Source organism: Paenibacillus cineris (assembly GCF_018333335.1).
GTDB lineage: Bacteria > Bacillota > Bacilli > Paenibacillales > Paenibacillaceae > Paenibacillus_AQ > Paenibacillus_AQ favisporus.
Genome location: NZ_BORU01000003.1, coordinates 189,862 through 215,710, shown reverse-complemented (window position 1 = coordinate 215,710; position 25,849 = coordinate 189,862). Strand labels below are relative to the sequence as shown.

The window sequence follows — 25,849 nt, the reverse complement described above, 5'->3', positions numbered from 1 at the left end:
GTACCTGATATATCATTTCCTTGATCCCACCGCCGGCAGGCACCACCTCCTATCCGCCCGGGGCGGCCGAGTTATTTTAATGAAGCGGAATTGACGGAGCCAAGCCCCTGCATGAAGAACTTCTGGCCGAAGAAAAAGATGAGCAGCATCGGCAGAATGTAGATGAGATCTGCGGCCATGAACAGGTTCCAGGCGGTCGCATAAGTGCCTTTGTAGGAAGCCATCGCCAGGGACAGCGTCCATTTGCTCGGGTCAATAATATAAATCAGCGGCTCGAGGTACTGGTTCCATGCCCCCTGGAAGGAGAAGATGACCATCGTCATGATGACCGGCGTTGTCATGGGTACGAGCACTTTCATCAGAATGTAGAAGTCGGAAGCACCGTCGATTTTGGCCGCCTCGTCAAAGGAAACCGAGATCGTCTTCAAATACTGGACGTACAGGAATGAAAATGTCGCGTTCCCGAAAAAAGCAGGCACGATAATCGGCAGCCAGGAGTCATACCAGCCCAGGCTCGTGTAGAGGTTAAAGAGCGGGATCATGCCGACAAAGCCCGGCAGCATCAGGCTGCCCACGAACAGCGAGAACCACAGCTTCCGGCCGGGAAAGCTTAATCGGGCAAGCCCGTAACCGACCAGCACGGAGCTGGCGACCTGGCCGATCGTGCACAGCACCGCGATGAACATCGAGTTGCCGAATGTCTGCCAGAAGTTGATCTCCCGCGTTCCGGTTACGAAGTTGGACCAGTGCAGCTCCCGGGGAAACCACTCGGGCGGGATTTTAAACACGTCGTTGTTGCCCTTCAGGGCAATGGTCACCATCCACAGCAGCGGAAACAGCATGGCGATGGCACCGATGGTCAGGATAATGAACCGGATGGTGTCCAGGATGCTGAATTTCCGTCTGGGTTTGCGTGTTGTTGTCCGTACTTCCGTTTGCATCACCATTAGCAGGGAGCCTCCTTATTTCGAATTGTCGCTTTCGTAATACACGAACCGGTTCGAGTACCGGTAAGTCAGCGCGGTGAAGATCATGATGATGACGAACAGCACCCAGACCTCCGCGATCGAATAGCCGAACATGCGGCCGTTAAAGGCGTCGTTATAAATTTTGAAGTTGAGCAGGGATGTGGAGAAGTTCGGGCCGCCGCCGGTCAGAACCTGTACCTGGTTGAAGGCCTGGAAGGCGCCGATGATGCCGAGTATAAGCTGAAGGAACAGGATAGGAGTAATCATAGGAATCGTAATGTGCAGGGCCATCCGCCAGCGGACGGCTCCGTCGACTTCGGCCGCCTCGTACAGCTCCTGAGGAACAGACTGCAGACCGCTCAGGAAAATAATGACGCCGGATCCGACCTGCCACAGGCCGATCAGCACGATGGAGGGAAGTGCGGTCGTTTCGCTCGTCAGCCAGGTGCCTTCGGGCAGTCCGAGCAGCCTGAGCAGCGAGTTGGCGAGCCCGTACTGGGGCTGATAGATAAACAGCCACAGCGTGAGTGTCGCGATGGACGGCACGACGGTCGGCAGGTAATAAATCGTGCGGAACCATTTGATGCCGGGCAGGCTTTTGTTCAGCAGCATGGCCAGCAAAAGGCCCAGAATCAGCGATAAAGGAACGCTCATGATGACAAAATACAGCGTCGCCCGGACCGAAGGCCAGAAGGCCGGGTCCTCCGTGAACATGTATTTAAAGTTGTCGAATCCGACAAAACGGGGCTTATCGTAGCCGCTCCATTCCGTTAAGGCGTAATAAATGGACGACAACAGCGGATAGGCGACAAACACGCTGAAGCCAATAATGGAAGGCAGAATAAACAGATAGCCTTTGGCCCAGCCGCGAAGCTTCTTTTTGCTTACCGTCATTTTTCATATACCTCCCTCATTCAGCATCCGGACAGGAACGGTGCGTGTACCCGCCGTTATGTCCCGGCCCCGTGCGTAAAAGTAAAGTACGGTGTAAACTGCATTCGGAATGCAGGCGGTCCGTGGATCGGTCCGTTCTGGCTGCACTCCGGCCCCCTGTTTTTTCTCCTTTCTTCAATTTCATCTGCTTCTTTAGAGCAAGATCACGAAAATAAACCGCTTACATTTCTCAATATAATGACATAACAGTATAGTGTCAATATACTAAATTAAGTTTTTTTATAATTATTGTTATATTATTTGCAGATTGAATGTGCATATCATGTGAGATGAATGGGGAGGAGGCTGCGTGGATACCGGATCTGTTTTTTCAATCTAGTCGGAGAGGAGAAGGCTGCGGTAGAAAAAACATGATATATCATGCTATGTAAAAGACAATGCTGCTCTTGCGCTTATGCGCAAGGGCTTTCGTTTTGTTCACGGTGCGCCGTGCCTGCCGGATTCATGTTCACTGTCGAAATTTGCTGCCAAAACAGGGCTTCAAACCTCTGGTTTTGTCTCGATCTTAGTTACAAAGCTCCTATCCAATCGTGAAATATAATTTTATATTGTTAGTGAATATTTAATTTTATTTTACATTAATCTGACAAAATTTTACGAAGAGAGGGGAGATGGCTTTACACGCTACCGCTATACTTTGCTGTCGAGGCGTTCTATGAAGGACCCGAATTCTGTCAGATCGAATGGGAGGCAAGGATGGAATGATAAGAAAACGGACGAGGAGCCTATGGGCGTCGCTGCTGGCCGGCACGCTGGTTCTGACCCTGGCTCTGCCCGGCGGGCGGCCCGTACTGGCGGCGGAAGCCGGCGCACAGGCTGCGGCAGCCGGAAGCATCGTCGACGAGCGGCAGGTCCAGATCGGACCGGGCGCGGTCTATACCTGGAAGGACATGAAGCTGGACCGAGGGTTGGAGAAGCTGCACATGGTGGAGTTCGATCCGTCCAATCCGGCTCTGGTGCTTGAGCCCGGCATGACGGACGGCAAAGTATACGGCATGCAGCCGGTCAGCAAAATGGCTGCGGATATCGACAGAGCGGGGAATCGGGTGATCGCCGGGATCAACGGAGACTTTTATGATATGTCCTCCGGCGTCCCGCTCGGTTACTTCATGGGCAGCGGAAAAATACTGACGAGTCCGCCAAATGACTGGTACGCGTTTGGCATCAAGGAGGATGGCACGACGATGTACGGGCCGAGCCCGAAGCTTGCGCGGACGCTGGAGATCGGCGGACAGAAGACCGAGCTGACGTCCATCAACCGGACGCGTGGCAATAACGATCTCGTTTTGTACACGAACGACTTCTACGGCTCGACCATGACCAATGATTTAGGAGACGAAGTCGTTCTTGACGTCGTGAAGGGAGAGGTCAAAAGCGGGGAGACACTGGAGCTGAAGGTAGCCGACGTCCATAAAGACAAAGGCAGCACGCCGCTAGCCCCGGGGCAGGTCATCCTGTCGGCTTCCGGCAGCCAGCGCGCGGTGCTCGCCGGCCTTAAGGCAGGCGATACGGCATCGGTCACCTTCGGCCTTGAGCCGGCCTGGAGCGGCGTGACGATGGCCATCGGCGGCTCCGCGCTGCTCGTCAAGGACGGGGCGGCGCAGCCGAACAGCGACCCGGCGGCCCATCCGCGCACGGCGATCGGGACGAAAGCGGACGGCTCCGTCGTCATGCTGGAAATCGACGGGCGCCAGCCGGGCTTCAGCGAAGGCGTGACGCTGGCCGAGCTGGGGCAGATCATGGCGGAGATCGGCGTCGTGAACGCCATCAACCTGGATGGCGGCGGCTCGTCGACATTTATCGCCCGCATGCCGGGCGACACCAGCCGTACGCTGCTGAACTCCCCCTCGGACGGCGGGGAGCGCAAGACGGCCAACGGGCTCTTGCTTGTGAACAAGGCGGCGGAAGGGCCGGTGGACAAGCTGGTCGTGAAGCCGCAGCTGGCGAGGGTGCTGGCCGGCTCGACAGCGGCCTTTAAGGCGGCCGGTGTCGATGCCAACCTGCATCCGGCCGCGATGGACGGGACGCCCGAGTGGAGCGTCAGCCCTGCGATTGGAACGATCGACGGCAGCGGCGTCTTTACGGCAGGTTCCACGCCCGGCCAGACGGATATCGCCGTAACGTCCGGCGGCGCAAACGGAGCCGGCAAAGTCGAAGTGGTCGATACGCTGACCGAGCTGAAATTTGGCGATCAGCTGCGCAGCTTCCCGCCGGGCCAGTCGGAGACGCTGAAGGTGACGGCGCTCCGTGACGGCCAGATGGTGCAGGCCGACAACCGCCTGCTGACATGGCGCGTCGAGGGGCCGATCGGCTCGATCGACGCAGCCGGCGTCTTTACTGCGGCGGAAGGCAATGAGCTGAGCGGCAAAATTGTGGTGAGCTACAAGGGGGTGGAAGCTCAGATGGATGTGACCATCGGCCAGCCTCCGGTGGTGCTGGAGGATTTCGAAAAAGGCCTGGACAAGTATCTGCCGTCGGCCGGCGCGCAGTTTAAGACGTCCAAGGTGAGCATCGAGACGAATGAAGATTTGGTCCGTTTCGGCAGCGGTTCGCTGAAGCTGGAGTATGATTTTACCGGCACACCGGGAACTTCGGGCGCCTACCTGCAGAGCAAGACGCAGGCGGAGGCCATTCAAATCCCGGGTTATCCGGAGAAGATCAGCATGTGGGTATACGGGGACGGCAAAACCCACTGGCTGCGTGCACAGCTGCGCGACAGCAAGGGAACGATACCGCTCGACTTTACCGACCAGAATATCGGCATCGACTGGACCGGGTGGAAGTACCTGGAGGCAGATGTGCCCAAAGGCCGGACGCTTCCTCTGATCATGGACATGCCGGTGCGCTACATGGAAACTTCATCGGCCAAGAAAGATGCCGGGGCGATCTACGTCGATCAGATCCGAGCCTTGTACGGTCCGAATCAGGACGACATGGAGCCGCCGGTCCTGAAGGACTTCTCGCCGGCGGACGGGGAGACGATCCGCAGCAACCAGCCGGTGATTAAGGTGTACGGCGAAGACGCGGGATATGATCCGGCGCAGCATCCGGGCACGACGCTGATTGATCCGGACTCGATCCGGTTCGACCTGGACGGCCAGCGTGTGCAGCACACGCTGTATCCACCGGAAGGCCGGATTTATTACACCCCGGCGACGCCGCTGGCGGACGGGCTGCATCAGGCCAAGGTGTCTGTGACGGACCTGGCCGGCAACCGGACGACCAAGGCGTGGACCTTCAACGTGGACACGGGCGGCTCGAAGCTGACGTACGACACGCCGAAGGAATTGTACGGAGGCCGTACCTACACGGTGGATATCAAAGGGGTGAAGGCCGCCGGTTTGCAGGGAGGACAGCTCCGGTTTGCTTTTGACCTGAGCAAGGTGGAGAATCTCAAGTTTATTCCGGGCGGCAAGCTGGAGGAGACCCAGGCAAGCGCAGTTATCGGTGATAACGGCACGGCTGCGCTGACCTTCAGCCAGTTGGACCAAGCGGGGCTGACCGACAGCGATTTGATCGGACAAATCAGCTTTGACGTGAAAAAGGACGCCGCCGGAACAAACGAAATCCGGTTCGAATCCGGTAACGTTACCTTTGCCGGCACAGGCAGCGTGGTGTATCCCTTCTTTGGGCTGCCGCTGAAATCGGATATCAAGAGCGCCCTGTCGCTGTCCTGGAACGAGAACGGCAACATCCAGGGCTACGAAACGGTCTTTTTGGTCAAAGACGAGTCGGGGGAGCCGGTGGAAGGCGCGGAGATCACCGCGGACGGCAGTCCGGTCGGAACGACCGACGCACAGGGCGAGCTGCGCACCAAGCTGCTGACGGCTGAGGTCAAGACGTATCAAGTGCAGGCGATGAAGGGAGACCAGTACAGCCCGGTGGCGGAGTTTAAGGTGTCGCCGCTGTCCGGTACCGAAACGCCGTACAACATCAACGTCGGCATGGGCGAGGATCCGGCTGCATCCCGCGGTTTCATCTGGCATACGAGCCCGGCTGTGGAGCAGACTGTGGTAGAAGTGGTGAAAAAGGCGGATTTTACCGGGTTTGACGACCCCAGTGTGATAAAAACGGAAGGAACAAGCTATCTGTACCAGACACTCGATCTGGGAGCGGTCCGGGTGCACAAGGCGACGGTGAACGGCCTGGAGCCGGGCACCGAATACGTGTACCGAGTCGGTGACGGAAGCAGTCATTACAGCCCGCAGGGCACGTTCAAGACCGCTGAGGCAGACGGCGATCATACCAAGTTCCTGTATTTCGCCGACTCCCAGGCGGGAGATTTGGCAGGGTTCAAGCTGTGGGGCAGCACGGTGAAGAAGGCGGTGGAAGATTCGCCGGACGCCGAGTTTATGGTCCACGTCGGCGACATGGTCGACAAAGGCTTCAACGAGCAGGAATGGAAGTGGTGGTTCAGCGAAGCGCAGGAGGCGTTCCTGAACACGACGCTGGTCGGCGCGATCGGCAACCATGAGGTGATGGGAACGAAGGAAAACAACGATTTCCTGGCCCATTTCAACCAGCCGGGCAACGGTGTGCCAAGCCTGGCGGGAAGCAATTTTTCCTTTGATTACAAGGATATTCATTTTGTCGTTTTGAACAGCGAATACCAGTACGAGGAGCAGAAGGAGTGGCTCGACCAGGACCTGTCCAGGACGGATAAAAAATGGAAGATCGCCATCTTCCACCGCGGCCCGTACGGCAGCATTTACGATACGGCCGACATCCGGCGGCTGTGGGCGCCGGTGCTCGAGCGGCATCGGGTCGATCTCGTCCTGAACGGGCATGATCATATTTACCTGCGGACCTTCCCGATGATGAACAACGAGATCGTTCCGGACGGGCAGGGGACGACTTATGTCGTGGCCGGCTCGACCGGACCGAAGTTTTACTCACTGACCAAACGGGACTGGCAGCGGATTACCGATGATGAAGCGACGCAAATGTACGCTTCGGTCGAGGTGGACGGCGACAGCCTGCACTTTGTGACCAAGACGGTCGGCGGACGAACCGTCGATGAGTTTACGCTGTCGAAGCAGACCGAGGCTCCGGCTCCGGAGTCAGTCGAGATCGAGCAGCAGGACGTGAAGCTGGCCGTCGGCGAAACCCGGCAGCTGACCGCCAAGGTGAAGCCGGATGGAGCGGACCCCGGCGTCACGTGGTCCGTCTACAGCGCCGAGCCGACCGGAGAGGGCGGCGAAGTGGTGACGGTATCGCCGGAAGGCCGGTTGACGGCGGCCGGCACGGGAACGGCCGTCATCCGGGCGGCAAGCACGGTGAACCCGGATCTGTTCGCGGAGACGATCGTCACCGTGAATCCGGCGCCGGAAGGCGAACCGGAATCGTTGGAGCTGACGGGCAAAGAAGTGCTGAAGGAAGGGGAGACCGATCAGACGGTAACGGAAGCGGTCTACGCGGACGGCACGCGCATTCAGGTGCTGGAAGGTGTAACCTTCAGCAGCAGCCATGAGGACGTCGCTTCGGTGAGCGAACAGGGCGTAGTGACTGCGCTGGCCGAAGGGAAGACGGTGATATCAGCCGCTTCCGGATCGTTGTCGGCCGAGTATGAACTTACCGTTCAAGCTCTGGAGCAGCCGGGAGGGGGAGATGGTGAGAACCCTGGCGGAGGCGACCCGGGCAACGGCGGAGGAGATAACCCTGGCGGAGGCGATCCGGGTAATGGCGGAGGAGATAACCCTGGCGGAGGTGACCCGGGAAATGGCGGAGGAAATAACGGCGGGAATTCAGGCAATAATGGATGGAACTCCTCTACACCGGTGCAGCCGCCGGTGACTCCGCCCGCCCAGCCGGATCCGAAGCCGGGCCAAGGCGGCAAATGGAAGCTGAACGCCGCGCAGCTGACGTCGATTCTGGCGAAAGGCGGAGCCGTATTGGACACAGATCAGCCGTTCAATGAGCTGATTCTGCCGGGCAGCGCCGCCTCGCTGCTCCAGGGACAGCCGCTGACGGTGAACGCGGCTGACCTGAAGCTGACGCTTCCCGCAGACATCCTGCAGGCGGCCAGCGGCCAGGTGCCCGCCGATCAGCTCGAAGGCAGCACGATTCGGCTGGCGGCATCCCGCGCCCCGGAGGCGGAGGCCGCAGAGCGGGTGGCGAAGGCCGGGCAGGCGGAAGGCGCGGTGCTCCGCGCAGGAAGCAGCCTCTTTACCCTCAACCTGAGCCTCATATCGAAGGAGGGCCAGGTTCACCCGATCACGGCGCTGCAGCAGCCGATAACGCTGGGGCTCCCCGTCGCCTCGGGGCTGGATGCCAAGCTGACCGGGCTGTATGGCCTGAACAGCCAAGGCGAGCTCACGTATATCGGCGGAACGGCCGCAGGCGGCAAGCTGAAAGCCGAAGTGAGCTCGCTGGATGCCGCTTACGCCGTTCTGGAGTACACCAAAAGCTTCGCCGATACGAGTGGGCACTGGGCTTCCGGCGTGATCCGGGAGCTGGCGGCGAAGCATCTCATCGACGGCGTCGGCGGCGGCAGCTTCGCGCCGGATCAGCCGGTGACCCGCGCCGAAATGGCGGCGATGCTGGTCCGCCTGCTGCACCTGAAGGGCGACGGCAGCGCGCCCTTCAGCGACGTGCCTTCCGCGGCATGGTACGCGGAAGCCGTATCCGCCGCCGCCAAGGCGGGCATCGTCCAAGGCGTCAGCGGCGCAAGCTTTGCACCGGACGCCTTGATCAAGCGCCAGGAAGCGGCGGCCATGATCGTCCGCGCCTACCGGGCCGCGGGCGGAACCGCCGCAGCCGGCGGGGAAACGGCGCCGTTCACGGACGTCGCCGGTTCGCCGGCCTGGGCGCAGGAAGCCGTCCGGTCTGCGTACGCCGCCGGACTGATTCAAGGGCAGGGGCCTAGCCGGTTTCATCCCGACGGCCAGGCCACCCGGGCCGAAACGGCCCAGATCTTGTATAACGTCCTGACCAAGCTGGGGCAGGCGGGGAAATAAACGAAGATAACGATCCGGTTAATTTACGGTTCACCCAGTTAGAAGATCCAACAACAAGAAGACCGGCGGGGAACAGCTTGGTGAGCTGACCCTTCCGGTCTCTTTTGTCATCATCCGTATGATATGCTGGCGGAACACTTTCATTGCGCATTCATCCCCTTGATCCGTGCTCAGTTCCGTGAAGCTTATTGCCATTTTAGTCCATATACATCATTTTTTAAGGAAGCGGAGAAAGATTCCGCTTCTTTTTTGGTGTCCAGATGTGGTATCGTTATGTATTACGACGTAAAAGAACGGCTTGTGGTGACTTGGATGAAAAGTACACAGGTTTCGTGATTAAAGAATACAGGTTTAAAGTAAAAGGAGCATATATGAACTTTAAAGATTTGAAGCTTGACCCGAATATTTTAAAAGCGCTGGCCAAACAGAACTATACCGAGCCGACGCCGATTCAGGCACAATCCATTCCGGCCGTGCTGGCCGGACGGGATCTCTTGGGCTGCGCCCAGACGGGAACCGGCAAGACCGCTGCATTTTCCCTGCCCATCATACAGCTGTTGAGCCGGGAGCCCCGCAAACCGGGGGCGGGCCGCAGGGTCCGCGCGCTTATTTTGACGCCGACGAGAGAGCTGGCCATTCAGATTATGGATAACGTGAAGGCGTACAGCCAGTATACCGATTTGCGTGCGGTGGTCATTGTCGGCGGCGTTCCGCAAAAGCCGCAGGAACGGGCGCTGCAGCAGGGCGCAGATATCGTGATCGCCACGCCGGGCCGGCTCATCGACCTGATCCATCAGAAGCACATCGATCTGCAGCATATTCAAATGCTCGTGCTGGATGAAGCCGACCGGATGCTGGACATGGGCTTTATCCATGATGTGAAGCGGATTATCGCCGTCATGCCGAAGCGGAAGCAGACGCTGTTCTTTTCGGCGACGATGCCTCCGGAAATTAGCGGCTTGATCCAAACGCTGCTCGTCAACCCGGTAAAAGTGGAAGTGACGCCGGTCTCCTCAACCGCCGAACGGATCGAGCAGTCGGTTTATTTGCTGGCGGCAGGAAGCAAGCTGCAGATGCTCAACCAGCTGCTGCAGGACCCGTCGATCGAGTCGGCCCTGGTGTTTACCCGTACCAAACGGGGAGCCGACCGGGTGGCGCGTGCGCTGAAGAAGGCGAACATTACGGCGGAGGCGATCCATGGCGACAAATCGCAAAACAGCCGGCAGAACGCCCTGAACCATTTCAAAAACGGGACGACGCGCATTTTGGTGGCGACCGACATTGCCGCCAGGGGGATCGATATTGACGAGCTTCCGTATGTCATTAACTTTAATCTGCCGAATATCCCGGAGACGTACGTTCACCGTATCGGCCGCACGGGCCGGGCGGGGATGAGCGGGTCAGCAATCTCTTTCTGCGAGGCGGACGAGCTGCCGTACCTGAAGGACATCGAAAAGCTGATCGGCAAGGCTATTCCCGAAGTGAAGGGGCATGACTATCCGATGGAGCCCCAAGCGGCAGCGGCAAATCGCCCATTGGGGAATTCCACGGCAAACCGGCCGGGTAAGACGCAAGCTGGCCATTCCCGCAAGCCGCAGGCTGGAGATGCCCGTAAAGGGCGGACGGACGATGGGCAGCAGCGGGGAAAACCGAAGCAGGATCGTGCCCCAAAGGCGGCGGCGAGCGGTGCCCGCAAACCTGATCGGAACGCGAACAGCAGCTTGAAGCGTGATGCGGGAGGCCATTCGAAGGGAAATGCGAACGACAAGTCCAAGGGGCATGGAAATGGAAATTCCAATGGGCGCACGAACCGCAGACCGAAACCAAGCGGGGCGGACCCTAGAAATAAGGTAAGTTCGTCTCATTAATATGGAGTTTAGACGTTTTACGCATTGACCGCAGATGATCTGTGATCTGTGACCCACAGGAAGGGCACTTTGCCCGTGACCCTCCTGTGGGTCATTTGTATTTTCCATAAAAGAAGGAGTCTGAGGGAGGGGGGCAGTGGACGGGGCGCTACAGCTGCTATTAATAGTGGATGATTGGAGGATAACAGCAGTGTGGCTTTAAGTGATCTATCAGGGCTGCTCCTGTAAATGAGCGTAATACTGCTGCTCGGTGCCGACATAAAACGCATTGATCGTTTTTTCTTCTTTCGTACCGTCCGGACGCAGGATCGTATCCGTGCCCATGTGCTGGCCTTGAATCATTCCCATCCCCACTTCAGTCCGTTGACCTTGATCATCAGCATAAAAAAATGTCATCCCGCCGGCTGTCGGTGCGCTCGACGTCTTCAAAACTCCGTTTTTCGGAATGCGGTTTACAATGGCGTCTCCCTCTTTCGGGAGCTCGGGATAGCCCTTTTGATTGTAAATGACCGCTACCCATCCCGTGTACCCGGCCGGCAGCACATAAGTATGATTTTCCTGTCCACTCAGCCCCCTTGTCCCAATCACAACGGCAGCAACCACAATGACGGCAAACACGGCGATGAATACCTTATATGCTCTAATCAGACCTTTCAAATCTTCACCGCCTTTGATTCGTTCATTAAGATACTTACATTATATTACAACAGCTTTCCATAATGATCGACGGAAAAATCGGATATTACTTTCATCAAAAAGAGAATGCCAGGGATCAACCTCCCATATCTCGTGCTGACCAAATCATGCAGTTCATCTATCGATTTCCTCTTAAAATTTCTCTAAAAACACTATAATGATGCTAAGAGAACATTTTGGAGGATACCCGGCTATCTTTTCCTGATAGGACGAAGAACATGATGCTGCTGGAAGCGGCGAATTTGACAGCCGGAGGAAATAAGACCAGTTTAGCGGATATCGAAAGGGTGAAGGGACGATGATGAACCAAGAGGATTTGCTTGCCCGCCAAAAGCAGCTGCAGGTTGAGGCGGGTTCGGTTGCTGAAGAACTGAACTTGATGCCATTGTTGGCAGCAGCCGGTAAGCCCGTAATCGTAGGGAGCGCTGCGCTAGGTTTAATGGCTTGGAGAGACTTGGATGTGACGGTGGTCTGCTCCAAACTGGATATGGCTGCGGTCTCTGAAATTGCTTTGCAGCTGATGTCCAATCCGGGAGTACGGGAGATGAAATTTATTAACGATGCGGGCCAATGGAACACCGATCCGGCTTACCCAGACGGTTATTTTCTTGGATTGACCTACGGATCCGCAAACGGCCACCGGTGGGAGCTGGATATCTGGTTTGTAGACGAGCCTGACAAACAGCCTGATTTGCTGCATATTCAAACGATGCCCGCACGCCTTACTCCTGCCAAGATCGCTGCTATTTTAAGCATCAAAACCGAATGGGCAAAGCGGGCCGAATATGGAAATCAAGTGAAAAGCTTCGATATTTATTCGGCCGTATTGGATGATGATGTGAGTACACCCGCTGAATTCCAGCAATGGCTGCAGAGACGCAGCGATGATCTTCATTAGAAAACTGAGAGCTCATGCACACATTGGATCCGTTGGGAATCGGCAGTTAGCGTGCATCAGCCCGGTGTGTTTCCACAGGTGAGCCTGCAAGGACGGTTTTCAGGCGGACGGCATGGATCCGTCGTTTGGGCCGATTTAGCGGCAAAGTTGTAGGAGCGCTGTATATCGGACTAGGTTTAAAGGTCGCATTTCAAAGGCAGTAACGAACCTACGGCCCGCTAACTGCATACACTATAGATGGGGGATATGGCGGCAGGTGGCTTCTCATCCATGTAATCGGTCGTTTGCGAAATGGTCGTTGGCGGATTTGACATTCCCAACTGTGTTTAGTATCATTACAGTATATTCATTTTGTGATTTTTCTGGTTACAGTTTGTATATACTTAAAGATGGGCGGTGGAATGATGAGATTCGAAGTTAGCGATTGGGTCCAAGGGAAGACGGTAGACGGTGAGTTTATTCACGGATACATTGAGACGGTGGACGCTCAGAAAGGCATCGCGAGAGTACGCGTCGTTCAGTCCGACAACGAGGAAGCGGTTGGACGCGTGATCGGTGTACGTGAATCCTGGCTGAGATCGCTGCCGGTCAACCCGCTTGCAGATAAGAACAACGTCGAAAGCCTGATTGACATAGCACTGGCCACCTATGACGAAGCCTGGTTTAACGAATTGACAGACCGCCTGAACGGTACCAAGCGCAAGAACAGTAAGAATGGCGATGGGATCCGGTTGAACGGCCGTCCCAACAACCGTCTCGGTCTGTTCGAGAAAAAGTAAACGGCAGGCCTCGGCAGAGGCACCTCATACCATACAGCAGCATGATAAATGCGCCCCTCCGCTTTTCCGTCACAAGGAGTGTAAGCGCAAAAAACGGCAGGGATTCAGCTTACAGCTGACCTGCCGTTTTTCATATCATTTGCCATTACCCCATTTCTGCTTGGCCAAAAAATGGGAGATTCCCTCTGAGATTTCGCCGGGTGCTTCTAAGGGAGAAAGGTGGCCGGTCTGGGGAATGACGCGTAGCTCTGCATGAGGAATGCGCGGCAGCAGTTCGCTTTTTAGTGTTTCCAACCGGTCTACCGGATCAGATTCCCCGGCGAGCACAAGGGTAGGAACACGGATGTTGTTCACTTCTGCGGATATATCCTCAAGCATTGCGGCTTCAGGCCATGCCGCACGGGCTAAAGGTGCGCTCCTTTGCATATCCTCAAGCACCATTTCGCGGATATGCTCTTCAAGGGGAAGCAGGGCGATATTGCCCAAAGCGATTTCTGCTCCTTCACACGAATCATAAAAATGAACCATGGCATTTCTCATGTCTTGCGGCATATCTTGCGGTGTCGGGGGAGATGGTGCAACTAAGACCAAAGCTTCTAAACCGGCCGGATGACGTGAAGCCAGCAATTGCGCCGTTTTAGCGCCCATGGAATGACCAACGAGCACATAACGCTTCAAACCAAGCTCTTGAATAAGCGCATGTGCGTCATCGGCAAGATCCTGAATGGTATAAGATACAGCTGACTTATCTGAGTCTCCCCATCCGCGGTGGTCATAGGTTATACAAAGGTAATCCTCCTTGAGAACGTCAACCACTTTCGTCCACGTTCGTGCTGACCCGCCGTAAAAGTGCAAAAACACAAGAGCCGTGTCTCCTTGGCCCTGCTCTTCCACATGAAGTTCGACGCCGTTAACATGATAATGCATATGATCCACTCCCAATAATAGTATCAGTAACAGTTACTGTTACATATTATAAAATAACGATTCATCCTTAAGAAGTCAAGTTGATGCTTTGATACATCATTTTAAGTTTGATTTGCTTTTCAAAAATCAATACACTAAACATAAGCTTTAACCGGAAAGAAGGACCTTGCAAAAATGGGAAATCGAAGCCAACAGTTCTCTGTAGCGGTTCATATTTTATGCTTTCTTGAATTTAATAAAAATGGCCGGACCACGTCCGAATTGCTTGCCATGAGTGTGAACGCCAATCCGGCGGTGATTAGAAGAATCATGAGGAAACTTACGAAAGCCGGTCTTATTACATCGACTCTTGGAACGAATGCCGCGATCAGCCTGGCCAAAAAGGCGGATCAAATCACGCTGCTGGATGTATACCGAGCTACGATGGAAGATAACCAGGAGATCTTTATGATTCATCGGGATACCAACCCGACTTGTCCGGTAGGCAGTAAAATGCCGTATTTATTAGACGGAGTTTACACGAAAGTCCAAACGACGATGGAGAACGAATTGTCGGGCATTACGATTGATTCGATGGTGAAGAGCGGAATCGTAGAAATTGAAAGTTAACATGAAAAAGGCCGGATTTCCTTACTTAAGGAATCCGGTCTTTGTTTTATATTGAGCACCGTGGACGGCATGAAGCTTATAGAAAACTTTATTGTTATCCTTTCAAACCGGTGGTGCTGATCCCTTCGACGATGTATTTTTGGAAGATGAAAAATACGATCACAACCGGCAGAAGCGACAGTGTGGCCATAGCGAACATGCCGCCCCAGTTGTTCAGCGATTCGCCGTCGAGGAACAGCTTCAGCGCAAGGGAGACCGGGAATTTATCCGGGCTGTTCAAATAGATGAGCGGGTTGATGAAGTCGTCCCATCTCCAGTAAAAAGAGAAGATCGCGCTGGTGATCAAGGCCGGTCCGATGAGCGGCAGCACCACCCGATAGAACACGCCGTATTTGCTGCAGCCGTCGATTTTCGCGGCTTCGTCCAGTTCGCCTGGAATGGTGCGGATAAACTGCATGATCAGAAAGATGAAAAACGGCGTGCCGAAGAAATGCGGGACGATCAGCGGCTTGAAGGACGAGAGCCAGCCGAACTTGGCGAACATGACGTATTGCGGCACAAGGACGACGTCCTGCGGCAGCATCATCGTGGTCATCATGGCGGCGAACCAGAACTTCTGGCCGAAAAATTTTGTGCGCGCCAGGCCGAAGGCTACGAGGGCCGAAGAGGCGACGGCGCCGACTGTCGACAGAATGACGATGATGAACGAATTTTTGAAGAAGGTCGCAAACGTCGTCCCGCCGAATCCCTTGAAGCCCGAGACGTAGTTGGCGAATTCCAGCCGGCTTGGAATGAGGCTGTAGGCGGTCGAGAAAATTTGGTCATTCGGCTTCAGGGAACTGGCTGCCAGCCATAGAATCGGATAGATCATGAACAGGGCGAAGATGCCGACCAGCACATGGTACAAAACGCGCTTGGGTGTGGACATGGTCATGGCCGTTAGTCTCCCTTCGTCTCGTAGTGAACCCAGCGGGTCGAGGATTTGAAGATGAGCAGGGTCAGGAACCCGACGATGAGCAGCATTACCCAGGCGAGTGCCGAAGCGTAGCCCATCTCAAAATGCGAGAACGCCTTGCGGTACAGGTACAGCGAATAGAGCAGCGTCTGATCGAGCGGACCGCCTTCTCCGCGGGAAATAATGTAGGCCGGCGTAAACGTCATAAATGCCGAGATCGTCTGCAGCGTCAGGTTGAACAGGATGATCGGGCTCAGCATCGGCAGCGTGATGTTGAAGAACCGCCGGACGGCATTGGCGCCGTCCACGCCCGCTGCCTCATAGTAGTCTTTCGGTATATTTTTCAGCCCCGCCAGGAAAATGATCATCGACGAGCCGAACTGCCACGTGGACAGGGCGATCAAGGTCCACAGCGCGGTGCTCGGATTGCCGATCCACGAGGTCGAGGTGTGGATGCCGATCAGGTTCAGGAAGGAATTCACCAGCCCCTGATCCCCGAAGATTTGCTGCCACATGATCGACACCGCGACGCTTCCGCCGATCAGGGACGGCAGGTAGAAGGCCGAACGGTACAGGCCCACGGCTTTTGTCGCTACGTTCAAGATCATGGCGACGAACAGGGCAAAGATCAAGCGGAGCGGCACGCTGGCCAGCACATACGTAAAGGTGACCTGAAACGATTTGCCGATTTTATCGTCTTCCATGAACATCCGCTTGTAGTTGTCCAGGCCGAGCCAGTTCGGCGCCTCCATCAGGTTGTAGTCGGTGAAGGAATAATACAGTGAAGACAGCACCGGATACAGGGTAAAGATCAGAAAGCCCAGCACGAACGGAGACGTGAATATGTAACCGGTGAGGTGCTCGTTATCCCGCAGCCTTTTCATTATCGTCAACCCCTAAGCTTACAAAATTGGATACGTACAGCATTGTGAGCGAAAGTAGCACCACGCCGGTGAAGTAACCCGGCTGTCCCTCTGGAAATAGAGGGGCTATAGAGGTACGTTCTCTCACCTAAGCCACAAGGAAAGGAGCCGAACCCGACCGGGGCCCGGCTCCTTCAGGCAGTATAAGGATTCCCCTTCAGGTTATTTCTGGCTGCGGGCCAGGATGGCATTGGCCTCTTTGCGGAACTCCGCCGCCGCCTGGTCGATCGGAATTTTCTTGAACAGAATTTTCTCGCTCAAATCACGCAGAAGCTTCTCGACTTCCACCGATCCGATCGGGTTCGGGGGGTCAGCGGGGCTGCTGTTCGACTCGGCCCAGGTGACATAATCAAAGATTTTCGCTTCGTTCTCGGACAGGATCGGCTTTAGCGCATCCTTCACTTTGGAGGATACCGGCACCCCGCGTTCGCCCTTGATCAGCTTGTTCGCTTCGATATCGTTGATGAAGAAGCTGATGAACTTGGCCGCTTCCTCCTTCTGCTTGGACGATTCCGCGATGGAGAAGTACATGGAAGGCTTCAGGAACAGCCCTTCCTTTGTGCCCGGACCCGGCATTGGATTCAGCTCGAGCGGACGGTCCTTGACCAGATTCGCCACCGCAAGGAACTGGTTGGACCAGCCGATGCCGGAGATGGAGTGGCCGAGAACGATTTCGTCCTCTTCGGCCACGCCCTTCTTCTGCGCTTCTTTGTCGAGGGAGAGGATGTAGCCCTTGTCATACCATTGCTGATATCGCGTGAAATAATCGATAAAAGCCTGGTCGTCGGCATAGCCGATCGTTTTGCCGTCGTCGCTGTACATTTTCTGGCCGATCGTTCTTAGGTAATACGGGAAGAACACCTCATGATGATAGGCGAATCCGCCGATCTGGAAGCCTTTGGCCTTGGCTTGCTCCCCAAGCTTGCCCATATCGTCCCAGGTCCAGTCTTTGGACGGGATGTCGATGCCGTTCTTCTTCATCGTCTCGACATCAAAGGTCGTCTGCAGAGCGTTGACTCCGAGGTTCATGGCGATAAGCTTGCCGTCGACCTCGCCGCCCTTCAGGGCGTTCTCGCTGACGTCGGCGACATTCAGCGTACCGTTGTCGGTAAACGGCTTCAGGTCGGCCAGCTGGTTGCGACTGGCGTACTGGCTCAAATACGAAATGTCCATCTGGATGATGTCCGGCAGCCCGCCAGCGACCGCCTGCGGCGCGAGCTTCTTCCAATAGTCGTCGAACGGGGCGTATTCGGGCTCGATCGTAACGTTTGGATGCTGCTTCTCGTACATTTCGATCACTTTCAGGGTGTAATCATGTCTGGATTGTCCGCCCCACCAGGCGATGCGAAGCTTGACCGGATCTTTGCTCTCGCCGGCCGATGTAGTCGTTGCAGGCGCGGCGTCGCCTCCGCTGGCCGATTTGTCGCTGCTGCCCCCGGCGGAACAGCCGATCAGGCCGGTGATTAAGGAAAAAAGAAGAACGGCGCTTAACGCTTTTCTCATGTCATTTCCTCCCCCATAGGATTTAACGGTAGATTGGTGTGCTTTATCTGATACTGCTTACATTTCCAATTATCAACGCTTGCGGCGATCCGGGTAAGGAAAAAAACCGACCTGTTTGTTTAAAAAGCAGAGATGCCGCCCGTCAGCTTCCGGATATACTCCGACGGCGTGCAGCCCATCTGTTTTTTGAACACCTGGCTGAAATACTGCGGGTTGTCGCCGAAGCCGAGCTGCTCGGCCATCTCGAAAATTTTGGCATCGGGGTTTTCGGCCATCAGCTCGGTCGCCCGCTGGATGCGGATGCGCATGACGTAGTTGGAGAACTTCTCGCCGGTCTCCTTTTTGAACAGCTTGCCTAGATAGTCGGCGTTCATGTACAGCATTTCGTGCGCGACGAGGTTCAGCGACAGGGAGGCGTTGCCGATCTGCTCTTCCACGATGTCGATCACCTTCCGCACGATGGCGTTGTATTTAAATGCATTCCGTTCGTAGTTGCGCCCGGCCATGTCCCGGACCGTCTCTTCGAGGAACGACTGAATCGCCTGCAGCGAGCCCATGTCGGCGATCTCGGATATCCGCTTGTAGGCCTCCGCCATCCGTTCCGGTCCGTCCAGGCGCACCAGCGCGGCATACATCGAAATGGCGTACGACTTCGTCATTTCGATGCCGAGCTGGGCCCGTTTGAGCTCGGCGATGAACTCGGAAAGGGCGAGCGAGGCCTCTTCGCGGTCACCCGAGCGAACGGGCAGCATCAGGCGCTCTTCGTCAAAAGCGAACTCGCTGACGCCGCTGTCGGGCACAAACGTGTCCTTCCGTGTAATGATCCCGCTCTCGTCCAGATAGAAGCGGTAGTTCAGACACTGCAGCGTTTCGCGGTACAGCTTCCGCGCGGACGTGATCGGACCGGGATCGCTGACGGCGACGGTCACGTTCATTTTGTAATACAGCCGGAAAGTGCGGCGGATATCCTGCAGCCGGCTGTGAAGCAGCTCCAGATCCTCCGGGTCGGAGATAAGGATCAGCGCGTGGTCGCCCAGCGTCGTGCTCATCAGCGCCGTATGCAGCAGGTCCTCGGCGATATTTTTCACGGCAAATTGGTGCTCGTAATCGGCTTCGCCCTCAATATGGCAGAGCAGCAGCCGGACGGGGCGCCCGAAGTCGCAGGGAAGCAGGCTGCGGTATTCTTCGAGATCCCGCCGTCCGTAGGTTTTATTGGTGACGAACTCGCGGAGGACCTGTTCCTTGACGTGAGGGATGACTTTCTCAAAGCGCCGTTTCATATCCAGGGTAAATGCTTCCCGCCGGCGCTCCTGATCCAGCTCTGCCGTCACTTCCTTCAGCGCCTCGGCGATTTTGGTCTCGTCGGTCGGCTTGAGCAGGTAGTGCTTGACCCCGTACTGCATGGCACGATTGGCGTATTCGAATTCCCCGAATCCGGACAGCAGCACAAATTTGACGTTCGGGTGGGTGGCATAGGTTTGGGCGACCAGCCCGAGCCCGTCGAGTCCGGGCATCCGGATGTCGCTGATGACGATGTCCGGCGGATCAGCTGCGATCAGGTCGTAAGCCTGCAATCCGTTCTGGGCCGTTCCCGTCAGCACTGTCCCGAAGGCCTGCCAGTCGACCATTTGCGAAATGCCGTCCAATATGATGCGTTCATCATCCACCAATAGCACTTTATACATGCTCGGATCCCTCCATTTCTTTCGGTAACCTGATATGAATGCGGGTCCCCTGACCGGGGGCGCTGTCTATGAATAGCCCGTAATTCTCGCCGAACGCAAAGCGGATCCGCTCGTCGATGTTAAGCAGGCCGATGCCGTTCCCCGCCGTGGTCAGCCTGCCTTCCCGCAGCAGCTCAAGCGTATCTGACGCCATGCCCGGGCCGTCGTCTTCGACGATGAGGATAAACACGTCCGCTTCCTCCCGGCTGGTCAAGGAAATGGTGCACGTGCCGACGGAAGGCTCCAGCGCATAATGAATCGCGTTTTCGAGCAGGGGCTGGAGCGTCAGCTTCGGAATTTTCCGGAAGTGCTCCCGTTCGGGAACGTCCATGTGAAAGGACAGGCGTTCTTCAAACCGGAATTTCTGGATCGTGATGTAATGCTGCACCATTTCCAGCTCCTCCTTCAGCGTCAGGATCGGCTCCTTCAGGCTGACCGAATTGCGGAGCAGAAACGCCAGCGCCTGCACCATTTGCGAAATTTGCGTCTGTTTGTTGATTTTGGCCATCCAGTTGATGGACTCCAGCGTGTTGTACAGAAAATGCGGGTTGATCTGCGCCTGCAGCGCCTTGAACTCGGTCTCCTTAATCAGGAGGCGGCTGGCGTAATTTTCGGTGATCAGGTCGTTGATCCTCTCCACCATAAGGCGGAACGTCCGGTGCAGCAGGCCGAGTTCGTCCATCGCGGGCGGCTCCTGGTCGCCGGCAAGGATGTTCGCTTCGGCGAAGTTCCCCTTCTCTGCGAGCTTCATGCGGGCGATCAGATTCTCGATCGGGCGGGTCAGCCCCCGGGAGAAGCGGATGCCCCACAGAATGGCGAAGGCAAATATCAGAATGAAGACACCGATAACGATTTCCTTGATCAGGACGATCTGCCGGAAAATTTGGTTGAACGGAGTCACGTTCAGATAGGTCCACCCGGTGGCGGAAGAACGGTTATAGGCGACAAAGTACGTTTTTCCCTGAATTTCCTTGATAAAATACCCGGTCTCGGATGTGATGGAGCTCTGGATGAGGGCGGGATCGAAATGCGGCTGCGAGGGATAAATGACGTCCGGCCCGGAGGTCACGATGAGGTCGCCTTCCCCGGCGCCAAGCTCGTGCACGATCCGCTCCATGTTGATCCGCATGAAAATGGTGCCGATATCCTGCAGGTCAAACATGGTGCCCGAGTAGGAACGGACTTGACGGGTCAGGATCAGGGCCGGATCGGATGCATCGGGGAAGGTCCAGCGCGCCTGGCCTTCGGCGTTGTCCGCCAGCCTGAGGATCACGTCCCGCTTTCCGGCCGGGATGGGAACCAGGCTGCCGACATCCTGCTGTGCTCCGGCCGCATCGACCATATGGATTGAGTAGAGGGAGGGCTCGGACCCGACATAGGTGAGGAGCCTGTCGACCATGTGCTTGCGCAGGGTCAAGCGATCGTAATCGGAGTCGCTTTGGGCGATGGATTTGAGCTGGGACTGGATCTGCGTGTCGGTGATAATGTTGAAGGACAGCTGCTCGAGGCGTTCGAGCTCCTTTTCAATCGCAGAAGACGACAGGTACAGCACGCGGGAGGACTTCACGTACAGCTGCTCGTCGTACACCGAGAAGGCGTACTGCTGCACGGTCAGGGCAAAGGCAAAGGTCATGGCAACGATAAATGCGATCAGGATGGACAGCTTGTTCTTGATTTTCATATGCCTGAAACGGCTTTTCCAAGTCTGCACGGCTACTCCCTCCGCCCGCCTAGGCGGGATTTTTGTACAACATTATGTCATCGCTTTGGAAACGCTGTCAACATGCAGGAGAGGCCTAGGACCGGGACCAAGGGACGATTCGGAGACCTTTGGGATGTCGGTATTGGGATGGCTGGATGTCGCGATTTTGCATGTTTTATCAGACCGAAGCCTAATGTGGGATCCTCTGCAGAAACCGCCTTTTTCTATGTAAAAAAGGTGGGAAACTTTTCAAAAATAGGGGCTTGCAAATATGTCGATCCGACATATAATATATATCGAAACGACATATTTAACGGAGGTGAGAGGGGTGTACGAATTGTTCGTTCTGGGCGAGCTGATGACAGGTGAGAAGCACGGATATATGCTCCAGGACGTCTTGAATAACGCGGTGGGGCTTGGCCGTAAGATTAGCTCCGGTACGCTGTACCCGCTTCTGTCGCGGATGACGGAGGCCGGGTGGATTCATTTGCGGATCGAAGAAGAGACGAAGGGCGGGCGAACCCGGAAAATATATGCGATTACCGATGCCGGCCGGCAGCGTTTTGAAGAGCTGATGAAGGAGACGCTTGAGCCGAACCCGGAAGCCGAGGCCGCGCTGATTTTCCGGTTTAAAATGGTGTATTTCGGCTACGTGACCAAGGAGGTCCGCCTGGCCTGTCTGGAGGATTACCTGCAGATCATCCGAAGAAGCCGGGAGTATGTGTCCCGGTTTGAGGCGTACCTGCAATCACAGCAGCCGGAACCCGCCAAGCAGCGGAACCAGCTGCTCCGGATGTTTGATTACCGCAAACGGCTGGGAGAGGCGGATGAAGCCTGGATCACGGCAGAGATCGAGCGAATCCAGGCCGAGGAAGATTGATGGAAATGTCGTGAAAGATGACGATCAGGAATATCGCCACAGGGATTGAACCAGCACGATGATTCCAGAAGATTTGGAGCACATGAAACAACTTTAATTTATGGTTAGGGAGGAATTCATCTATGGAAAGGCTCTGGACGAGGTCTTTTATTCAAATCACGGCCGCTATGCTGGTGCTGTTCACTGGGTTTTATCTGCTGCTGCCGACGATGCCGCTCTTTATCAAGGAGATGGGCGGGGACGAATCCCAAGTCGGGCTCGTAACCGGCGTGTTCACGCTGAGCGCCGTTCTGTTTCGTCCCATTGTCGGCGGGCTGCTCGACCGTTACGGCCGAAGGCCCTTTATGATTTGGGGATTGATCTTCTTCGTATTGTCCATGTATCTGTATGACTGGGTTGGCGGGATCGCCGTTCTTCTCGGACTGCGGATTCTTCATGGGGCCAGCTGGGCGCTCTCTACCACGGCGGTGAGCACGTCGGTTACCGACATTATTCCCGTCCAGCGGCGCGGTGAAGGCATGGGCTGGTTTGGCCTGGCGATGACGATCGCCATGGCGGTCGGACCGATGCTCGGGACCTGGGTGCACCAGAGCGGCTCATTTCACGATTTGTTTCTGCTGGCGACCGGCTTATCCGCCGCGGCCTTCATTCTCGTCTTTCTGACCCGGATTCCGTTTCAGGTCAAGGCGGAGCGGCGGAAAATCGTCTTTTTCGAAAAATCGGTGCTTCCCGTCACCTCGTCGCTGTTTTTCCTGTCGGCGGCTTACGGCGGGATCACGACGTTTCTGCCGCTCTTTGCCGAATCGGTCCGGGTGAACGCCGGCACCTTCTTTCTCGTCTACGCCCTGGCGCTGACGCTGGCGCGGCCGGTGGCCGGCAAGCTGGCCGACCGGCTCGGCGAAGCTTACGTGATCGTGCCGGCGCTGGCCGTTACGGCGGTTGGGCTCCTCGTCCTTGCCTTCGCCGGCGGGCTTGCGGGCGTCATCACCGCCGCCGTGCTGTACGGCATCGGATTCGGCTCGGCTCAGCCGGCCATGCAGGCGGTGAACCTTCGGCTTGCGGATCCGGAGCGGCGGGGCGCGGCCAGCGCTTCGTACATGACCGCCTTTGATCTCGGCATCGGCCTGGGCTCCATCCTGCTGGGCTGGGTGTCGCAGTATACGGGGTACAATACGCTGTTCGGCGTCTGTGCCGCATCCGTCGCCGTATCCGCGCTGATCTTTCTGGCATTCGTCCGCAAACCGCTGGCAAAGCGGCAGATGGAGCAGGCGGCCGTAGAGTAATAAGAACGGCTTAGCAGGCCGCCCTGTTTTTTAACCAAAAAGTAAGGGAAATTGGATGTAATCGCTTCCCTGAGAGGTTTATAATGGAAAAAAGCCGCGTCTCCGTCTTATGAGCCTAGCTAAGGAGGCACGGCAAAACTTTTTTCGAAAAGAGGGATTCGAATGTCCAAAGGTCAGTTACAGTGGATTATTCCCGACGGGTACATTCCACCGACGAGCAGCGGCCAGCTGGAAAGCCACGAATCGATTTGCGTGCTGAACTTAAGCGGAGAAGAAGTGACGGTGACGGTCAACGCTTTTTTCGAAGACCGGGAACCGATCCTGGGCATGACGGCGACTGTGGGGGGGCAGCGGACGCATCATATCCGCACGGCCCATCTGAACGTGGAAGGGAAGTACATACCGAAAGGGGTTCCTTATGCCATGGAGGTCACCGGCAGCGCACCGATTTTTGTGCAGTATAGCCGGCTGGATTCTACGCAGGCCGAGAACGCGCTGATGAGCGTCATGGCCTTTCCGGTGAAGGAATAGAGATTCAGGTTTTTTGACCCCTCAGGCCCTTTAGGGTACTTCAATCCCTTTAGGGCCGGGCTTTTCGGACAGCATTAAAGCCTGCCGCACAGACGAATTGCGGATCATCCGCAGCTTTCCGCGGTATGGCTCTACAATCTGCATAATTTCCGGCTTTTCCTTTTTTGCGTGCCGGTAGTTCCATTGGTACATTTTGCGGAGCATGCTGAACGTCTGCTTGTAGTTCCCCTGCGCAAGCCCCAGCTTTTGCACGGTAAAACGCTTCAGTATGCGGTAATTGCGGACCCAGATCGGCGTATCGACGTAAACGATCAGGTCCGCGTCCGCGAAGCTCCGCTGCACCCACTGATAATGAACGCCCTCGATAATCCACCGGTCCTGCTCGAGAATGCCGTTCAGGATACAGTCTCTTTCCTCGAAGCTGTTCTTCACGTCTCCATGGTCCGTGCGCCTCCACACCATATTATCCAATTCATAATAAGGGATGCCTAATTGGTCGGACAACGCTCTTGCCAAAGTCGATTTGCCGCTGCCGACCGAGCCGATAATGCGAATTTTGTCCGGTGTCTTCGCACTGTCTGGTCCATAAACTGCCATGATCCTCGCCTCCCGTTAACGATAAATTCGATTTTCCGGAAGGGAGATCCTGCCTGATCAGTCCAACATTTCGATCCACCGGGTAACTGGGCCAGTTTCTATTCTTCTTCAGGAATCTGAACAATAATATAGTTTGGTTTTGCGTTATTTTGATCCATTTCCGTTTCCTTGAACACAACATCGTTCCAATTGTCCTTATGAATCAAGCTATAGCCGGTCGATCCGATATGCGGCATCCAATGGAAGGCGGCGAATGTGGAGTCTTTAATTGATGGCAGTGTTCCAATTTCGTTGGTTATCGTTCCGTAAATAAAATACAGCTGCTTTTGAGTACTTGCTTTTTTGGTGATTAAGCCTTGCCATTTCAAATAAGCGATATCATCAGAAATTTCAAAATAACTGATGGCATTGTTGTTTTTTTCAAAAAATTGATCGTGCACATTTTTTGGAAAATAATACTGGATACTTGAAGTCTCGTAAGTGGGAGTATTTATTTTAGGCAGCAGTGACACTCTTGGAAGATTGATCGCCGCATTCCTTGCAACGCTTAACTCATCACTCAGGAGATCGCTGGTCAAATATGAGCTTGCCTTTGTGATGTATGCTGTCTGAGTGGATGGATTCCAGGTAACAGAGCCGCCCATGGTTTCCGTGACAAATCGCAGGGGGATCATCGTTTTTCCATCATAGATAAACGGAGCTGTGTTCAACTTCACAGCTTTTCCGTTTTTCAGGGCGGTTGTTTGGTTGATGGTAAGCAATAGACTGGTACCCTTGCCTTTTGCGGTCACTTGTTTTGCAGCGTGATTCCATTGGAAAGTTAGATTATCTAGCGCTTTAGCTTCAGTGAAGCTAATAAATATTTGGTTGTTTTTTATAAGGACATCTTCGGGTGCCAGATCTTGTTTATTGATGATGACATGAGTTCCACTATTGGTTCTGGCTGCTGCTGTACCGATGCTGTGATCCGGCAGCATGAGAGCTGCTGCACAGAGAAATGGAATCGAGGCCATGGTGATTTTCTTCATCATTCGTCCCTCCTGTTTAGATATTCCTATATATAGACGTCCTATAAACGAGAAAGTATGACTTCATT

General features: G+C 55.4%; 19 protein-coding genes. 8 read left to right on the top strand and 11 right to left on the bottom strand.

Annotated features, from left to right (window positions below):
- Positions 1 to 71: 71 nt before the first annotated feature.
- Together KI379_RS25135 and KI379_RS25130 are read right to left on the bottom strand one after the other, a co-directional pair.
- On the bottom strand, positions 72 to 947 hold the full coding sequence (locus KI379_RS25135) for a carbohydrate ABC transporter permease (RefSeq protein WP_076173810.1): 876 nt from the start codon (positions 945 to 947) through the stop codon (positions 72 to 74).
- 15 nt (positions 948 to 962) lie between these two features.
- The gene (locus KI379_RS25130; RefSeq protein ID WP_076173809.1) at positions 963 to 1,862 is read right to left on the bottom strand and encodes a carbohydrate ABC transporter permease; all 900 of its coding nucleotides are present in this window, start codon (positions 1,860 to 1,862) and stop codon (positions 963 to 965) included.
- Positions 1,863 to 2,623: 761 nt separating this feature from the next.
- On the opposite strand from KI379_RS25130, the gene KI379_RS25125 reads away from it, so the two are divergent.
- The gene (locus KI379_RS25125; protein WP_212985273.1) at positions 2,624 to 8,878 is read left to right on the top strand and encodes a phosphodiester glycosidase family protein; all 6,255 of its coding nucleotides are present in this window, start codon (positions 2,624 to 2,626) and stop codon (positions 8,876 to 8,878) included.
- Positions 8,879 to 9,249: 371 nt separating this feature from the next.
- Positions 9,250 to 10,746, top strand: coding sequence for a DEAD/DEAH box helicase (locus KI379_RS25120; protein WP_212985272.1), 1,497 nt, complete (start codon positions 9,250 to 9,252; stop codon positions 10,744 to 10,746).
- A gap of 210 nt (positions 10,747 to 10,956) precedes the next feature.
- Here KI379_RS25120 and KI379_RS25115 read toward each other — a convergent pair whose 3' ends face one another.
- Complete coding sequence (locus KI379_RS25115) at positions 10,957 to 11,403, bottom strand: DUF6843 domain-containing protein (protein WP_212985271.1); 447 nt, start codon at positions 11,401 to 11,403, stop codon at positions 10,957 to 10,959.
- Positions 11,404 to 11,740: 337 nt separating this feature from the next.
- On the opposite strand from KI379_RS25115, the gene KI379_RS25110 reads away from it, so the two are divergent.
- Positions 11,741 to 12,340: a hypothetical protein gene (locus tag KI379_RS25110; protein WP_212985270.1), complete on the top strand. Its 600-nt coding sequence runs from the start codon at positions 11,741 to 11,743 to the stop codon at positions 12,338 to 12,340.
- A gap of 401 nt (positions 12,341 to 12,741) precedes the next feature.
- Positions 12,742 to 13,119: a hypothetical protein gene (locus tag KI379_RS25105; RefSeq protein WP_084204087.1), complete on the top strand. Its 378-nt coding sequence runs from the start codon at positions 12,742 to 12,744 to the stop codon at positions 13,117 to 13,119.
- Between the two features lie 135 nt (positions 13,120 to 13,254).
- On the opposite strand, the gene KI379_RS25100 is transcribed toward KI379_RS25105, so the two are convergent.
- The gene (locus KI379_RS25100; protein ID WP_212985269.1) at positions 13,255 to 14,046 is read right to left on the bottom strand and encodes an alpha/beta fold hydrolase; all 792 of its coding nucleotides are present in this window, start codon (positions 14,044 to 14,046) and stop codon (positions 13,255 to 13,257) included.
- A 174-nt stretch (positions 14,047 to 14,220) separates the two neighbouring features.
- Here KI379_RS25100 and KI379_RS25095 point away from each other — a divergent pair, with 174 nt between their 5' ends.
- On the top strand, positions 14,221 to 14,655 hold the full coding sequence (locus tag KI379_RS25095) for an Rrf2 family transcriptional regulator (RefSeq protein WP_076173802.1): 435 nt from the start codon (positions 14,221 to 14,223) through the stop codon (positions 14,653 to 14,655).
- A gap of 94 nt (positions 14,656 to 14,749) precedes the next feature.
- On the opposite strand, the gene KI379_RS25090 is transcribed toward KI379_RS25095, so the two are convergent.
- From KI379_RS25090 to KI379_RS25070, 5 genes are all read right to left on the bottom strand, one after another.
- Entirely contained in the window at positions 14,750 to 15,589 is an 840-nt protein-coding gene (locus tag KI379_RS25090) for a carbohydrate ABC transporter permease (RefSeq protein ID WP_373309615.1), read from the bottom strand.
- A 5-nt stretch (positions 15,590 to 15,594) separates the two neighbouring features.
- Positions 15,595 to 16,494, bottom strand: coding sequence for a carbohydrate ABC transporter permease (locus tag KI379_RS25085; protein WP_212985268.1), 900 nt, complete (start codon positions 16,492 to 16,494; stop codon positions 15,595 to 15,597).
- A gap of 201 nt (positions 16,495 to 16,695) precedes the next feature.
- Positions 16,696 to 18,036 (bottom strand): ABC transporter substrate-binding protein, encoded by a 1,341-nt coding sequence (locus tag KI379_RS25080; protein ID WP_089548721.1) that lies wholly within the window; start codon positions 18,034 to 18,036, stop codon positions 16,696 to 16,698.
- A gap of 119 nt (positions 18,037 to 18,155) precedes the next feature.
- Positions 18,156 to 19,721: a response regulator gene (locus KI379_RS25075; RefSeq protein WP_212985267.1), complete on the bottom strand. Its 1,566-nt coding sequence runs from the start codon at positions 19,719 to 19,721 to the stop codon at positions 18,156 to 18,158.
- Positions 19,714 to 21,471, bottom strand: coding sequence for a cache domain-containing sensor histidine kinase (locus KI379_RS25070; protein ID WP_212985266.1), 1,758 nt, complete (start codon positions 21,469 to 21,471; stop codon positions 19,714 to 19,716). The genes KI379_RS25075 and KI379_RS25070 overlap by 8 nt, the downstream gene beginning before the upstream one ends.
- Positions 21,472 to 21,790: 319 nt before the next feature.
- Between KI379_RS25070 and KI379_RS25065 the strand changes: the two genes are divergently transcribed.
- From KI379_RS25065 to KI379_RS25055, 3 genes are all read left to right on the top strand, one after another.
- The gene (locus tag KI379_RS25065; protein WP_076173989.1) at positions 21,791 to 22,342 is read left to right on the top strand and encodes a PadR family transcriptional regulator; all 552 of its coding nucleotides are present in this window, start codon (positions 21,791 to 21,793) and stop codon (positions 22,340 to 22,342) included.
- Positions 22,343 to 22,464: 122 nt separating this feature from the next.
- Positions 22,465 to 23,625 (top strand): MFS transporter, encoded by a 1,161-nt coding sequence (locus KI379_RS25060; RefSeq protein ID WP_212985265.1) that lies wholly within the window; start codon positions 22,465 to 22,467, stop codon positions 23,623 to 23,625.
- 162 nt (positions 23,626 to 23,787) lie between these two features.
- Complete coding sequence (locus KI379_RS25055; protein WP_076173796.1) at positions 23,788 to 24,156, top strand: sensory rhodopsin transducer; 369 nt, start codon at positions 23,788 to 23,790, stop codon at positions 24,154 to 24,156.
- A gap of 30 nt (positions 24,157 to 24,186) precedes the next feature.
- Here KI379_RS25055 and KI379_RS25050 read toward each other — a convergent pair whose 3' ends face one another.
- Both KI379_RS25050 and KI379_RS25045 read right to left on the bottom strand, forming a co-directional pair.
- Positions 24,187 to 24,753: an AAA family ATPase gene (locus KI379_RS25050; protein WP_212985264.1), complete on the bottom strand. Its 567-nt coding sequence runs from the start codon at positions 24,751 to 24,753 to the stop codon at positions 24,187 to 24,189.
- Positions 24,754 to 24,851: 98 nt separating this feature from the next.
- On the bottom strand, positions 24,852 to 25,784 hold the full coding sequence (locus KI379_RS25045; RefSeq protein ID WP_244879430.1) for a copper amine oxidase N-terminal domain-containing protein: 933 nt from the start codon (positions 25,782 to 25,784) through the stop codon (positions 24,852 to 24,854).
- Positions 25,785 to 25,849 lie beyond the last annotated feature (65 nt).

Excerpts from the sequence above, each read along its gene's own strand:
- KI379_RS25125 (WP_212985273.1), top strand. The coding sequence starts at position 2,624 with ATGATAAGAAAACGGACGAGGAGCCTATGGGCGTCGCTGCTGGCCGGC.
- KI379_RS25105 (WP_084204087.1), top strand. The coding sequence starts at position 12,742 with ATGATGAGATTCGAAGTTAGCGATTGGGTCCAAGGGAAGACGGTAGAC.
- KI379_RS25050 (WP_212985264.1), bottom strand. The coding sequence starts at position 24,753 with ATGGCAGTTTATGGACCAGACAGTGCGAAGACACCGGACAAAATTCGC.
- KI379_RS25100 (WP_212985269.1), bottom strand. The coding sequence starts at position 14,046 with ATGCATTATCATGTTAACGGCGTCGAACTTCATGTGGAAGAGCAGGGC.
- KI379_RS25060 (WP_212985265.1), top strand. The coding sequence starts at position 22,465 with ATGGAAAGGCTCTGGACGAGGTCTTTTATTCAAATCACGGCCGCTATG.
- KI379_RS25130 (WP_076173809.1), bottom strand. The coding sequence starts at position 1,862 with ATGACGGTAAGCAAAAAGAAGCTTCGCGGCTGGGCCAAAGGCTATCTG.
- KI379_RS25110 (WP_212985270.1), top strand. The coding sequence starts at position 11,741 with ATGATGAACCAAGAGGATTTGCTTGCCCGCCAAAAGCAGCTGCAGGTT.
- KI379_RS25120 (WP_212985272.1), top strand. The coding sequence starts at position 9,250 with ATGAACTTTAAAGATTTGAAGCTTGACCCGAATATTTTAAAAGCGCTG.
- KI379_RS25090 (WP_373309615.1), bottom strand. The coding sequence starts at position 15,589 with ATGACCATGTCCACACCCAAGCGCGTTTTGTACCATGTGCTGGTCGGC.
- KI379_RS25075 (WP_212985267.1), bottom strand. The coding sequence starts at position 19,721 with ATGTATAAAGTGCTATTGGTGGATGATGAACGCATCATATTGGACGGC.
- KI379_RS25045 (WP_244879430.1), bottom strand. The coding sequence starts at position 25,784 with ATGATGAAGAAAATCACCATGGCCTCGATTCCATTTCTCTGTGCAGCA.
- KI379_RS25080 (WP_089548721.1), bottom strand. The coding sequence starts at position 18,036 with ATGAGAAAAGCGTTAAGCGCCGTTCTTCTTTTTTCCTTAATCACCGGC.
- KI379_RS25085 (WP_212985268.1), bottom strand. The coding sequence starts at position 16,494 with ATGAAAAGGCTGCGGGATAACGAGCACCTCACCGGTTACATATTCACG.
- KI379_RS25135 (WP_076173810.1), bottom strand. The coding sequence starts at position 947 with ATGGTGATGCAAACGGAAGTACGGACAACAACACGCAAACCCAGACGG.
- KI379_RS25055 (WP_076173796.1), top strand. The coding sequence starts at position 23,788 with ATGTCCAAAGGTCAGTTACAGTGGATTATTCCCGACGGGTACATTCCA.
- KI379_RS25095 (WP_076173802.1), top strand. The coding sequence starts at position 14,221 with ATGGGAAATCGAAGCCAACAGTTCTCTGTAGCGGTTCATATTTTATGC.